The sequence below is a fragment of the Kitasatospora sp. NPDC056184 genome (assembly GCF_042268405.1).
Taxonomy (GTDB): Bacteria; Actinomycetota; Actinomycetes; order Streptomycetales; family Streptomycetaceae; genus Kitasatospora.
In genome coordinates, this window is the sequence record NZ_JBHJUI010000002.1 from 327,841 (window position 1) to 341,019 (window position 13,179).

Genomic DNA, 13,179 nt, shown 5'->3' on the forward strand with positions numbered 1-13,179 from the left:
AGCACGAACCGTTCCGGCGGCCCGCCGGAACGCAGCGCACAACACACCGGTCCACGCGGGACTGGGGATCAACGCCCAATCACTGCAGAACAGTTCGCCTTCCCCGCGCAGGGGAAGGTCGTGCGTGCGGCCGTCCCCCGTAGTCTCCGGGCACGTGGGCGATCCCGTGCCGGGAACCGGTGGACATGGCGCGTTCACGACCGGCGCACCCGGCGCACACCGTACCTACTCCAGAACTCCACCCACGCGCCCTACCGGCCGCCGCTTTCCGCCCGCCGCCTCCCGGTGTGGTCCGTGATCGCCGAGAATCACCCCGCGACGCGCCCCGGACCCTCCCCTTACCGTCCGCGGTGCTGCGGAGGGCCCGTGCGGGCGTGGTCGTGCACCACGAACTCGCGCGGTGCCGGCAGGCGCAAAAATCGCCCCCTGACGCGGGAGGTGGCCGGCGACGGCTGCGGCCTGGTGTTCGACGGTGACCCGGCCGTCGGGCGGGGGAGCAGAGCGGCCGAAACCCGGGAGGTCGAGGGCCGGGCAGTGCACCGACGGCCGGAGGCGATCGATCAGTGCGGCCCAGTTGTGGGTCCAGCCGCCCAGTCCGTGCAGGAACGCGGCGGTCTCGGCGTACCTCTACACCGACCCGGCCGACCCCTCCGGCACCGGGAGCAGCTACAGCGCGGACCGGGTGGTGCGGCACTACCTGGCCGGCGGCCTGCCGGCCCGCAAGGCGGTGCTCGGGGTGCCGTCCTGGGGCTACGGCTGGACGGGAGTGCCCGCCGGGGCGAGGAACGGCCTCTACCAGCCCGCCACCGGCATGTCCCCGCGCGGCGGCGGCCAGCTGCCCTACAAGGCCATCAAGGACCTGCCGGGCGCCGTGTACACCGACCGCGAGTACGGTGCGGCCTGGAAGTACGACGGCACCGAGTTCTGGACGTACGACAACCCGGCCACCGCCGCCCAGAAGGCCCGCTACACCCGGCGGAACGGTCTCGGCGGCGTGATGGTCTGGTCCCTGGACGGGGACGACGCCCAGGGCTCGCTGATCGCCGCGCTGGACCGCGGTCTGCGGCGCTGACCTGCGGCTATGACCCGGCGGCGGGCGGGGTGACCCGGCCGCCGCCAGGTGAGGCGGCCGAATGTGCAGGCTCCCCACCACCCGCGCGGGCAGCAGCCGGTGGCGCTGCTCGACCCGCCCGCACTCCGCGACCACCTCGTCGATCAACTCCGGTGGGAAAGTCCGCGTCAGCACCCCCAACGCAATCAGCCAGGCACCGGGTCGCCCGGTGATGCCGGACACCCCGGCATCACCGGGCGACCGTGGCCGGTGGTCGGCACGAAGTCGGCCGCCGGCCACGGCCGCATTGGCGCTCCTGCGGTCGGCGCTCGGTCCGCCGTGGCGAGGTCCTGCTTCAGCTCTTCTCGTCCTCGGCCCAGGTGATGTCCATCTGGTCGATGAAGTAGCGGCCGTCGAAGCAGAGGAAGACCTTGTAGGTGGTGTCGTTGTCCGCGATCCAGGTCTTGTTCCACTGCACGACGGTGCCGGCGCCGTCGCGCTTGGGGAAGTAGAGGCCCTCGCGGCGCTGTGGCTGGTTGTAGAAGCCGTGCCCGTTGGCCAGCCGGTACGGCGTCCGGACGAGGGAGCCGCTGTAGTCGTCGAAGAGTGCGGCGGGGAAGTTGGTGCGGGCGACGAGCTTCGGCGGGACGTAGTGGACGTCGACCTCGGCGGAGTCCAGGTAGCGGGCGGGTTCCCCCGGCAGCCGGTGGAAGGCCCTGCGCACGGCGCCCGCCGTGTCGTAGCTGTCGGTGAAGGTCACGAGGCCGCCCGCCTGGCCCTCCTTGTACCAGTCGCCCTGGGAATGCTGGTCGAAGTCGAAGGTCTCGATGCGGGTGCCCGGGGTGAGGAGCTCGCCGGGGACCTCCCGGAAGGTGGTCTCGTCGAAGATCTGCTCGATGGTCCGCACGTCCTTCTCGAAGCGGCGGGCCGGCACCCGGACCCGGCCCGTTCCCACCGGGAGGTCGGTGGCCTTCGGCGCCGGAGCGGGTTCCGGCTTCGGCGGTGCGACGGGCGCGGGCGCCCAGGCGGTGCAGGACCGGTCCTCCGCGCCGGCGCCCTTCTCCAGGATCAGCGGTCCGCCCGGCCGCTCGGCGCCCGGGTCGGCCAGGCCGAGGAGGCAGTTGGAGGAGTCGTGGAGGGCCATCAGCCGGCCGGTGTCGCGCTGGACGAAGGCCCGCCAGGCCTGCCGCCAGTACGAGGAATCGCTGCCGGTGTCGGGGAACTTGGGCCGCAGGGTGACCGCTGCGCCCCGGCTCGACACCTCGGCGGTCAGGTAGAGGCCGGTGGCGGCGTGCCGGATCCGGTGGTTGATCACCCGGAACCGCTCCGCCACCCACCGCTCGCCGTCGCCGCCGGTCTCGGGCCCGAGCACCACGGGGGTACCCTCCGGGCTCCCCGGCGCGACACTCGCCACCAGGCCGGGAATGAGGTGCAGACGGAGCACGAACGTCTCGGCGGGCCAGTCGACCAGCATGATGAACACCTTCTCTGCAGGGGAACATGACATGGCGTCATCTCATGATCACCCACTCCGGCGCGGTCGCGCCAGACGCACCGGAAGCGCCGACGCCCGAGACCCACGACCCGTTCTTCGCCCCCGCCAACGCCATCACCCCGGTGTTCACCATCGACCTCTCCTCCCCGAAGAGCGCCGAGTCCTACCTCGACATCCCCCTCCGGCCCGTCGACTGACCCCGTTCCCGGAGTATCCCGGTGGGGGGTCTGCCCGAACACGAACGGGCCGGCCGCGTCGGGCAGCGGCCCGGGGCGCGGAACAGATCCGCGACCCGGGCCGGCGCGCTTGACCGCAGGGCTCCAGCAGGTCAGACGAAGGAGTTCTCGGTCGGCCGGTCGGCGTCGACGGCGGCTTCCAGGAGCTCCTCCAGGTCGGCGGGTTCGGAGGACCGCTGGTCGATCCACCAGCCTGCGCGGGTGACGGTGCGGGCCCGGTCCTCGACCTGTTCCCAGTCGGCCTCCGACATTCGGCCCTCCTACGCCCGCCGCGGCATCCCCGGCGCCGCCGACCTCGCTCGCCGCGCCGCGCGCATCCACACGACCTGAGCCGCAGCCCACGTACCGGAGCACCGTGCCAGGGCCACGCCGCTAGAGCGGCATTCGCCGCAAGAAGACAGCCGGCCCGTCCGGGTCACTCCGGACGGGCCGGCCGTGTTGTCGTCGGCGTCGTCGAGGTCTCTGGTCTGACGCACCGTCACCATCGGCCCGTCCGCGGGGACTCGATGTCCAACTGGGGCCGGGCCCGCTGTGCGAGTCGGCGTAATCGGGGATATCCTTTGCGTGAGGGGTAGTTCACCGCTTGCGATGCGTGTCGCCCCGGCGCAGCCAGTGCTGCGAGGCTCCCAACAATCAGGACGGGAATCATGACAATCACTGTGGGGATCAACGGCTTCGGCCGCATCGGCCGTAGCTACCTGCGCGCCCTGCTCGCGTCCGGCGCGGACGTCCGGGTTGCCGCGGTCAACGACCTGACCAACGCGCAGGCGCTGGCGGGTCTGCTGAAGTACGACAGCGTGTACGGGCCGCTGGCGCAGCAGGTCGTGGCGGAGGGCTCCTCGATCAGGATCGGGGACACCGTGGTCGAGGTCCTCAGCGAGCGCGACCCGGCGCAACTGCCCTGGGAGCGACTCGGAGTCGACGTCGTCATCGAGTCGACGGGCGTGTTCAACGACGCCGCCAAGGCCCGGGCGCACATCGACGCCGGGGCCAGGAAGGTGGTCGTCTCGGCCGCGGCGAAGAACGCGGACCTCACCCTGGTCATGGGGATCAACGACCACCTGTACGACGCCGAGCAGCACGTGATCGTCTCCAACGCCTCGTGCACGACGAACTGTCTGGCCCCCATGGCCCGGGTGCTCGACGACGGGCTCGGCATCGAGCACGGCACCATGACCACGATCCACGCCTACACCCAGGACCAGAACCTCCAGGACGGCCCGCACCCCGACCCCCGGCGTGCCCGCGCGGCCAACCTCAGCACCATCCCGACCACCACCAACGCCGCCAGCGCGATCGGCCTGGTGCTCCCGAGCCTGCAGGGCAAGCTCGACGGGTACTCGGTGCGGGTTCCCGTCCCCGTCGGCTCGCTGACCGACCTGACCGTCCGGGTGGCCCGCGAGACGACGGCGGAGGAGGTCAACTCGCTGTTCCGCAAGGCGGCGGACGGCGAGCTCGCGCGGATCCTGCGCTACACCGCGGACCCGGTCGTCTCGGCGGACATCGTCCGGGACCCGGCGTCCTGCATCTTCGACTCCCTGCTCACCCAGGTCATCGACGGGCGCCACGTGCACGTCTTCGGCTGGTACGACAACGAGTGGGGCTTCTCCAACCGCCTCATCGACACGACCCTGCTGGTCGGGGGCGCGACCGCCTGACGGACTCCGCCGAGACCGGTCGGTCGGCCGCCGCGGCCGCCGCGGCCGACCGACCGGCCGTCCACGGCTCCGGCCTTCCCGCGCGCTCGACGACGTTCCGCGGCTCGCGTTCCACGGAAACTCCCCGCCGCTTCGGCTTCGGCGCCGAATCGCCACCGGGGGCGGATATCGGGCCGGTTCCGGTCGCGCTGAAAACTCCTGTCACACCCATCCGTACTGACCCGAACAAACCTGCCGTCTCACCCGTCAGGCCGGACTTGACGGCCCATCACAATCCACGTGAACATGACTACATGGCGACACTTCCGCGATTGCCTTTCGATAACCCCGACATACTCGGCATCGCCCCCCGAATGCGTGCGCTGCAACAGGAAGGGCCGATCACCAAGGTGCGGACCGCTGGTGAAGAGGCCTGGCTGGTCACCCACTACGAAGAAGTGAAGGCGCTGCTCTCCGACCGCAGACTGGGCCTCAGCGATCCCAAGCCGGAGCAGACGGCCAAGAGCACGGCCAGGAGCACCATGATGGCGCTGATGGCCGGGGACGACTATGACACCGAGGCCGCCCTGCACCCGCAGATGCGCGACCTGCTCGTCCCCCGGTTCTCCACCCGCCGGATGCGTCTGATGAAGGCCCGGATCGAGCGCCACGTGGACGAACTGCTCGACCAGTTGGCCGCCAGCGCCCCGCCGGTCGACCTGCACCGCGTGCTGTCGTTCCCGTTGCCGACCATGGTCGTCTGCGATCTGCTCGGCGTTCCCCTGGCCGACCGGGAACGGTTCGGGCTCTGGGCGAGAGGCACATTCGACCAGAGTGATGACGGCCAACACTCCGCGAACACATTTCAGCAGGTTATCGATTACATGACGGAACTGGTGATCCGCAAGCGAACCGAACCGGGCGACGACATCCTGTCCGAGCTCATCGCCGAGAACGACGGCACACTGACCGACGAGTACATCGCCCACCTGGGCTGCGCCGTGCTGCTGTTCGGTTACGAGACCACCATTGTCCGCATCGACCTGGGCACCTTGCTGCTGCTGCGCAATCCGGAGCAGCGCGCCAAGCTCGCCGGGAATCCCGAACTCGCGCCGGCCGCGGTTGAGGAGATCCTGCGCCTGGCCGTCGGCGGCAAGGGATCCAACGCGCTGATACCCCGCTACGCGCACAGCGACATCACCGTCGGCGACACCCTGATCCGGACCGGGGACGCGGTGCTGCTGGCCATCGGCGCGGCCAACTACGACGACCGGGCGTTCCCCGACAGCGACCTGTTCGACCTGGCCCGGGTCAAACCCAAGTCGCACATGGCGTTCGGACACGGCACCCGGCACTGCATCGGCCGCGTACTGGCCCGGATCGAGCTGACCGCGGTGTTCGAGCGGCTGTTCCGCAGACTGCCCGAGCTGCGGCTCGCGGTTCCCGAGGAGTCGCTGCACTGGCAGGAGCACCGGATCACCGGCGGGTTCGACGAGATCCCCGTCACCTTCTGAGCGGTACCGCCCGTGAGTGGCGCCGCACGATTCCGGGTCGCACCGCACGCGCGACGACATCGGCCGGCCGTTCCGCGGTGACCTGACGCTCCCTCCCGCACGCCCAGACGTCACGAGGACAAGGAACCATGACGGAAACTTTCAGCGACTACGTCGACTGCACGCCCCTGCTCGGCGACCGCGCGGCCCTCGACCGGTTCTACGACGAGCACGGCTACGTCTACCTGCGCGGCGCGCTGGACCGCGACCTCGTGCGGACCGCCGCCGAGCAGATGCTCGAAGGCCTGATCGCCCTCGGCCACGCCGCCCCCGGCACCACGCTCGACACCCTCGCCATAGCGTCCTACGAGGCGGTCGACGAGGTGGCGATGCACGACTACGTCAAGTACGACGAGCTGTGGAACCACCCCTCGACCCTCAAGGTCTGGGAGCAGGTCTTCGGCGAGCCCGTGTTCGTCTTCAAGTCGACGACGATCCGCTACTACCCCTCCGCCGCCGGCGCCGCGGAGCCGAGCTTTCTGACGCCGCTGCACCAGGACGGCTTCTACATCGGCCCGAACAAGGACTTCCGCACCGCCTGGATCCCGCTGCTCCCGACCACCCGCGAGATCGGCGGCGTCGCCCTCGCCGACGGCAGCCACACGCAGGGCCCGCGCGAGCACGTCGTCACCGAGCGGTTCCGCCGCTTCGGCCACCCGGTGCGCGGCATCCCGGCGGAGCGGTTCGGCCCGGACGAGCAGCTGCTGATCTCGCCGATGGAGCCGGGCGACGTGCTCCTCTTCCACGCCTTCACCTGCCACAAGTCCATCCCGAACGTCTCGGTGGCCCCGGCCGGCATGCGGATGTCGATGGACACCCGCATCCAGCCGGCCTCCTCGCACCGCGGGTTCAACGCCCTGACCCCCTGGCCGGAGTCCGCGAAGGACGCCTCCAAGGGAATCCTGTCGAAGATCACCGGAACACCGACCACCGTCGAGTGACGCGGGTACCCCGGTACCCGTCTCCACCGTCCCCCAACGAACGCCTGGGTAGGCAGCACATGACGAAACGCGAGGGTCTCCCCTCCCTGACGGAGCCCAACGCGACCGCGGAGCCCTCGGCCGGCGGCAAACCGGCCGCCGCGGGGCTCAGCGGCATTGCCCTCGTGGTGGTCCTCACCGGATACGCCCTGTCCATCGTGGACGCCTCCATCGTCAATGTGGCGCTGACCCCGATCAGTGACGACCTCCACGGCGGCCCGGCCGCGCTGGAGCTGGTGGTGTCCGGCTACGGCCTCACCTACGCCCTCGGCCTGGTGCTGGGCGGACGCCTGGGCGACGCCTTCGGCAGGAGGCGCCTGTACGCCTACGGGCTCGCGGCGTTCACCCTCACCTCGGCGCTGTGCGGACTCGCCCCGACCATCGAGTTCCTGGTCGGGGCCCGGCTGCTGCAGGGCGCCGCCGCCGCCATGCTCGTACCCCAGGTGCTGGCGACGATCCAGGCGTCCACCGAGGGCGCGGCCCGCGCCCGGGCGATCGGCATGTACGGCGTGACCGCGGCGCTCGGCATGGTCGTCGGGCAGATCCTGGGCGGGCTGCTGGTCTCGCTGGACGTCGGCGGGATCGGCTGGCGATCGGTCTTCGCGATCAACGTGCCGATCGGCGTGGCCGCGCTGCTGGCCGTCCGGCGGGTCCCCGCGACCAGGGCCGACACCAAGCCGGGCTTCGACCCGGCGGGCACCGTGCTGTTCGGCCTCACCATGGTCTGCGTCCTGGCCGTGGTCGTGGCGGGCCCCGACCTGGGCTGGCCGCTGTGGCTGTGGTCGCTGCTCGTGGTCGCTGCGGCGGGCGCGCTGGCGCTGGTGCGGACCGAATCCGGGCTGGAGGCGCGCGGCGGCTCACCGCTGCTGTCCCCGTCGGTGCTGTCCCGTCCGGGGACGCGCCGGGGGCTGGCGGCCGTGGTGCCGTTCTCGGCCGGCTTCGGCGCCTTCCTGTTCGTCTACGCGCTGCTCGCCCAGGGGCACTTCGGCTTCGACGGGCTCGCCTCCGGCGCGGTGCTGACGCCGTTCGCCGTGGGGTTCTTCGCGGTGGCGATGTTCACCCCGAAGATCGCGGCGGCCCTGGGCGGCCGGATCGTCACCCTGGGTGCCGGCGTCCAGGGCCTGGGCCTGGTGGAGCTGGCCCTGGTGATCCGACTGGGCTGGCCGCACCCTTCCCTGCCGCTGGTGCTCCTCGGTATCGCCCTGTTCGGCGTGGGCGCGGCGCTGATCGGCCCGACGCTGTTCCGGATGGTCCTCGCGGACGTACCCCCCGCCCAGGCCGGCATGGGCAGCGGCGTGCTGGTGACCAGCCAGCAGATGGCGACCGCACTGGGCGCGACCATCGGCGGAACCCTGTACGTCTCGCTGGCCGACTGGCTGTCGACGTCCGCGGCGGCCGTGCTCGTCCTCGCCGTGCTGACCTGCCTCTCGGTGATCGTCCTCGTGATCAGCCTGAAGCTCCCCGACCCCCGCTGACCCCCACTCCCTGATCCGGCCGTTCCCTGTCACGGCCGCTCCCCGGTACGGCGCGACCCGATCCACACCTTCTCGTTGGCAACGGCGCGCCGTACTTCGGCGTACCCGCGCGTAGAAGCGGAGACAGCCGAGTGAAGTTCCAGGCAAGGACAGCAGTGGTGACCGGCGCGGCCAGCGGCATCGGCCTCGCCCTCAGCGCCCTCCTCGCGCGGGCCGGCGCCGCCGTCGTCATGGCGGACGTCGAAGGCGACGCCCTGCACCGCCGGGCCGCCGAACTCACCGCACAGGGCGCCGAGGTCACCGCGGTGACCGCCGACCTGACCGACCCGGACGCCGTCGCCCGCCTCGCGGCCACGGCGTTCGACCGGCACGGCGACATCGACGTGGTGTGCAACAACGCCGGGGCCCTCGGCCCGGTGGGACAGCCCCTGTGGGAGGTGCCGCTGGAGCGGATGCGGCGGGTCTTCGAGGTGAACCACTGGGCGCACGTCCTGGTCGCCCGCGCCTTCGTCCCCCGGCTGCTGGAGCGCGGCCGACCCGCCCATCTGGTCCACACCGCCTCGATGTCCGCGTTCGTCGTCGGCGCGGGCAGCGCCGGCTACGCCGCCTCCAAGCATGCCGACCTCGCCGTCGCCCGCAGTCTGCGCGCCGATCTGCGCGGCACCGCGGTCCGGGTGTCGGTGCTGTGCCCCGGCCGGGTGGACACCCCCATGGTGCACGGCCTGACGGCCCCGCGCGGCGCGGGCGGCGACACCTCGGTGAGCGCCGAGCACGTCGCCGGAATCGTCTGGGAGGCCCTCGGCTCCGACCGCTTCTACCTCTTCAGCAACGCCGACACCGCCGTACGGCTGCGCGACCAGTTCGACGACGTCTGGCGTCATCTTTCCCTTCCGCCCCCGTCCCCTGAGGAGGAGTTATGGCCCGCGCCGAAAGCGACGACCGCGGCGTCGAAGCACTGACCGTTGAAGCACCGACCGATGAAGCGCTGACCGATGGATCCGTGGCCGATGGAGCACCGACCGCTGAGACCCTGACCATCGACCTGGAAGCGGTACGGGAGAAGTACCGGCAGGAGCGCGACAAGCGCGGCGTCGGCCGCACCTACCAGTTCGCGCGCGGCGACTTCAGCCGCTACGCGCGGGACCCGTACACCGAGCGGCGGGAGCGCGAGCCGCTCACCGACGAGGTGGACGTCGCCGTCGTCGGCGCCGGCATCGGCGGCCTGCTGACCGGCGCCCGGCTGCGCGAGGAGACCGGCCTGGAACGCATCCGCCTGATCGACGAGGCCGGCGACGTCGGCGGCACCTGGTACTGGAACCGCTTCCCCGGCGTCCGGTGCGACGTCGAGAGCTACATCTACATGCCGCTGCTCGAAGAGATCGGCACGACACCCACCGAGAAGTACGCCACTGGGCCCGAGATCCACGCCCACCTCCAGAAGATCGCCCACCGGTACGACCTCTACCGCGACGCCCTCTTCCAGACCTCCGTCACCGAGCTGCGCTGGGACGAGGCCACCGGGAGGTGGCTGGTGAGCACCGACCGCGGGGACCTGTTCCGGGCCCGGTACGTGGCCATGTCGATCGGTCTGATGCACCGCCCCAAGCTCCCCGGGCTGCCCGGCCTGGAGACCTTCGCCGGGCACGCCTTCCACGCCAGCCGCTGGGACTTCGACTACACCGGCGGCGACGCCACCGGCGGCCTGACCGGGCTGAAGGGCAGGACGGTCGGCGTCATCGGCACCGGCTCGACCACCATCCAGCTCGCCCCGCACCTCGCCGAGTGGGCCGAGCGGCTCGTCCTCTTCCAGCGCACCCCGGCCACGGTCGACGTCCGCGGAAACCGGCCCACCCCGCCCGACTGGGCGGACGGCCTCGAACCCGGCTGGCAGCAGCGCCGGATGGAGAACTTCCACGCGCTGACCTCCGGCATCCCGCAGGACGAGGACCTGGTCCAGGACCGCTGGACCCAGACCACGGCCAAGCTCGCCGCCGCGATCCTGCCCACGGGCGACACCGGGGGTGACCCGAAGGAGCGGGCCCTCGCGGCCGAACGGGCGGACTTCCTCAAGATGGAGGAGCTGCGCGCCCGCATCGACAGCGTCGTCACCGACCCCGCCACCGCGGCCGCCCTCAAGCCGTACTACCGGGTGTACTGCAAGCGTCCCTGCTTCCACGACGGCTACCTCCAGACCTTCAACCGGCCCAACGTGACCCTGGTCGACACCCAGGGGCAGGGCGTGGAGCGGCTCACCCCGGCCGGGGTGGTCGCGAACGGCCGGGAGTACCCGCTCGACTGCCTGGTCTTCGCCACCGGCTACGAGCACGAGTTCGCCGTCCCGTACACCGAGCGCGCCGGCTACGACATCGTCGGGCGCGACGGCCTGCGGCTCTCGGAGAAGTGGGCGGACGGCGCGCACACGCTGCACGGGCTCCAGGTGAACGGCTTCCCCAACTGCTTCATCCTGTCCAAGGTCCAGGCCGGTCGGCACGTCAACATCGCCTACATGCTGGGGGAGCAGACCCGGCACCTCGCCCACATCGTCAAGTGCGTCGAGGAGCGCGGCCACCGGGTCGTGGAGGCCTCCGAGGCCGGTGAGAAGGAATGGGTCGCCGAGATCCTCCGGCTCGCCACCAACGGCATCGACTTCCTGGAGAACTGCACGCCCGGGCTCTACAACAACGAGGGCGACCCGGCCGGCATGCCGCTGCTCAACTCCAGCTACGGCGGCGGTTCGGTGGAGTTCGTGAACATCCTCCGGCGCTGGCGCGCGGCGGGCGACCTGGCCGGCCTCGACCTGCGCTGACCCACCACCCCCTCTGTGAAAGGCGGCAACGCCCATGCACGTCACACCGATACCAGGCGCCGCGCTCGGCGCCGTCGTGGACGGCGCCCAGGTCACCGGAGATCTGGACGAACGCCAGTCCGAGCAGCTCTGGGCGGCGCTCGACGCGCATCTCGTCCTCGTCCTGCGCGGCCACGAGACCCCCTCCCACGAGGAGTTCCTGGCCTTCGGCCGCCGCTTCGGGCACATCCCGAAGACCGGTCTGACCAGCGGCGCCCACCCCGACCACAACGAGATCCTGATCGTCTCCAACCTGGTGGAGAACGGCCGCAGGATCGGCGTCGGCGACGCCGAGTGGATGGACTGGCACACCGACTACTCGTTCCGCCCCCGGGTCTCCCAGGTCGGCTTCCTGGAGGCCATGGAGGTGCCGGCCTCCGGCGGCGGGCAGACCCTCTTCACCGACATGTACGCCCTGTACGAGTCGCTGTCACCCGAGGAGCGCCGGCGCCTGCACCCCCACCGGGTCCGCCACGCGCTGCGCACCGGGTACGAGGAGACCATCGAGGAGGAGCTCCAGCGCGAGGTGTCCCTCGGCGAGGGCACCGAACGGATCCAGCCCGAGGACGGCACCTCCACCATCCACCCGCTGATCGCCCGCAACCCGCGCACCGGCCGCCAGTCGGTCTACGTCAGCAGCCTGAACACCAAGCGGATCGTGGACCTCGCCCCCGACGACAGCCGCAAGCTGCTCGACGAACTGCTGTCGCACGCCGGCCGACCCGGGTACACCTACGCCCACACCTGGCAGCCCGGGGACATCGTCATGTGGGACCAGCTCGGCACCGTCCACGCCAAGCGGGCCTTCGACCCGGCGGAACGGCGCAGGATGCGCCAGGTCGTCAGCATCTTCGACGACCCGACCGCCCCCTGGCGCGCAGAGCTCACCCCATGAGCGCCGCGCCCGCCTTCCTCGGCCAGAGCCGGGTCACGATCACCCCGGCGCTGCGCGCGGCCGTCGACCGGCTCGACCACCGTTCACGCCACCAGGCGGCCTACCACTTCGGCTGGATCACCGCCGACGGCGAACCCGCCGGCGCCGACGCCGGCAAGGCCGTACGGCCGGCGCTCGCGCTGCTGTCGGCCGAGGCGGTCGGTGTGCCGCGGGAGACCGCCCTGCCCGGCGCCGTCGCGGTGGAGCTGGTGCACAACTTCTCCCTGGTGCACGACGACCTGATCGACGGCGACGAGGAGCGCCGCCACCGGCGCACGGTGTGGTCGCTGTGGGGCTCCTCCAGCGCTGTCCTGACCGGTGACGCGATGCTGGCGCTCGCCCTGGAGGTGCTGCTGGACTCCGGGCTGCCGACGGCGGCGCCGGCCGCCCGGCTGCTGGCGCGCACCATCCGGCACCTGATCCGCGGCCAGGTCCAGGACCTGGCCTTCGAACAGCGCCCGCACGTCACGGTCGAGGAGTGTATCGACATGGCGGCCGGCAAGACCGGCGCGCTGCTGTCGGCGAGCGCCGCGATCGGCGCCGTCCTCGCCGGGGCACCGGAGCCGACGGTGGAGGCGCTGGCGCTCTTCGGCGACCAGCTCGGCGTCGCCTTCCAGCTCGTCGACGACGTGCTCGGCATCTGGGGCGACCCGGCCGTCACCGGCAAGTCGGTCCACTCCGATCTGCGCTCCCGCAAGAAGTCCCTGCCGGTGAGTCACGTGCTGAACCAGGACGGCCCGCTCAGCGCCGAGCTGGCCGCCTGGCTCACCGCCCCCGGCGAACCCGACGAGGAGGAACTGCGGCGGGTGGCCGGCCTGATCGAGGGCGGCGGCGGCCGGGACTGGGCGCTGGCCGAGTCCGCCCGGCGGATGGCACTGGCCGAGGACGCGCTGCGCGGTGTCGAGCTGGACGCCGGCGCGCGGGCCGAACTCCTCGCGCTCGGCCGGTTCGTCGTCGACCGCAAGGCCTGAGC

13 protein-coding genes and 1 pseudogene are annotated in these 13,179 nt (G+C 71.6%); 10 read left to right on the forward strand and 4 right to left on the reverse strand.

Annotation, left to right across the window (positions count from 1 at the left end; genetic code table 11):
* Positions 1-225 precede the first annotated feature (225 nt).
* Positions 226-603, reverse strand: a complete 378-nt coding sequence (locus tag ACFC0B_RS06600) for an alpha/beta fold hydrolase (RefSeq protein ID WP_376083598.1) — start codon at positions 601-603, stop codon at positions 226-228.
* Between ACFC0B_RS06600 and ACFC0B_RS06605 the strand changes: the two genes are divergently transcribed.
* Positions 575-1,072, forward strand: a complete 498-nt coding sequence (locus tag ACFC0B_RS06605; protein WP_376083138.1) for a glycosyl hydrolase family 18 protein — start codon at positions 575-577, stop codon at positions 1,070-1,072. The two genes, ACFC0B_RS06600 and ACFC0B_RS06605, sit on opposite strands and share 29 nt — an antisense overlap.
* A gap of 87 nt (positions 1,073-1,159) precedes the next feature.
* Here ACFC0B_RS06605 and ACFC0B_RS06610 read toward each other — a convergent pair.
* A pseudogene (locus tag ACFC0B_RS06610) lies at positions 1,160-1,351 on the reverse strand (transposase domain-containing protein); the annotation flags it as partial.
* A gap of 55 nt (positions 1,352-1,406) precedes the next feature.
* Complete coding sequence (locus tag ACFC0B_RS06615; protein WP_376083140.1) at positions 1,407-2,525, reverse strand: RICIN domain-containing protein; 1,119 nt, start codon at positions 2,523-2,525, stop codon at positions 1,407-1,409.
* 44 nt (positions 2,526-2,569) lie between these two features.
* Between ACFC0B_RS06615 and ACFC0B_RS06620 the strand changes: the two genes are divergently transcribed.
* Positions 2,570-2,743, forward strand: a complete 174-nt coding sequence (locus tag ACFC0B_RS06620; RefSeq protein WP_376083143.1) for a hypothetical protein — start codon at positions 2,570-2,572, stop codon at positions 2,741-2,743.
* 131 nt (positions 2,744-2,874) lie between these two features.
* On the opposite strand, the gene ACFC0B_RS06625 is transcribed toward ACFC0B_RS06620, so the two are convergent.
* On the reverse strand, positions 2,875-3,033 hold the full coding sequence (locus ACFC0B_RS06625; RefSeq protein WP_376083146.1) for a hypothetical protein: 159 nt from the start codon (positions 3,031-3,033) through the stop codon (positions 2,875-2,877).
* A gap of 396 nt (positions 3,034-3,429) precedes the next feature.
* Between ACFC0B_RS06625 and gap the strand changes: the two genes are divergently transcribed.
* From gap to ACFC0B_RS06665, 8 genes are all read left to right on the forward strand, one after another.
* Entirely contained in the window at positions 3,430-4,440 is a 1,011-nt protein-coding gene (gene gap / locus ACFC0B_RS06630; RefSeq protein WP_376083149.1) for a type I glyceraldehyde-3-phosphate dehydrogenase, read from the forward strand.
* Between the two features lie 293 nt (positions 4,441-4,733).
* Entirely contained in the window at positions 4,734-5,933 is a 1,200-nt protein-coding gene (gene penM / locus ACFC0B_RS06635; RefSeq protein ID WP_376083152.1) for a pentalenolactone synthase, read from the forward strand.
* Positions 5,934-6,061: 128 nt separating this feature from the next.
* Complete coding sequence (gene ptlH, locus ACFC0B_RS06640; protein ID WP_376083154.1) at positions 6,062-6,913, forward strand: 1-deoxypentalenic acid 11-beta-hydroxylase; 852 nt, start codon at positions 6,062-6,064, stop codon at positions 6,911-6,913.
* Between the two features lie 59 nt (positions 6,914-6,972).
* Positions 6,973-8,427 (forward strand): MFS transporter, encoded by a 1,455-nt coding sequence (locus ACFC0B_RS06645; protein ID WP_376083156.1) that lies wholly within the window; start codon positions 6,973-6,975, stop codon positions 8,425-8,427.
* A gap of 131 nt (positions 8,428-8,558) precedes the next feature.
* Positions 8,559-9,386, forward strand: coding sequence for a 1-deoxy-11-beta-hydroxypentalenate dehydrogenase (gene ptlF / locus ACFC0B_RS06650; RefSeq protein WP_376083158.1), 828 nt, complete (start codon positions 8,559-8,561; stop codon positions 9,384-9,386).
* A gap of 41 nt (positions 9,387-9,427) precedes the next feature.
* Positions 9,428-11,233 carry a neopentalenolactone/pentalenolactone D synthase gene (gene ptlE / locus ACFC0B_RS06655; protein ID WP_376083162.1) on the forward strand — a complete coding sequence of 602 codons (1,806 nt, stop codon included), beginning with the start codon at positions 9,428-9,430 and terminating at the stop codon, positions 11,231-11,233.
* A 34-nt stretch (positions 11,234-11,267) separates the two neighbouring features.
* On the forward strand, positions 11,268-12,167 hold the full coding sequence (gene ptlD / locus ACFC0B_RS06660; protein WP_376083165.1) for a neopentalenolactone/pentalenolactone F synthase: 900 nt from the start codon (positions 11,268-11,270) through the stop codon (positions 12,165-12,167).
* Positions 12,164-13,177, forward strand: coding sequence for a polyprenyl synthetase family protein (locus ACFC0B_RS06665; protein WP_376083168.1), 1,014 nt, complete (start codon positions 12,164-12,166; stop codon positions 13,175-13,177). Before ptlD ends, ACFC0B_RS06665 begins: the two co-directional genes overlap by 4 nt.
* Positions 13,178-13,179 lie beyond the last annotated feature (2 nt).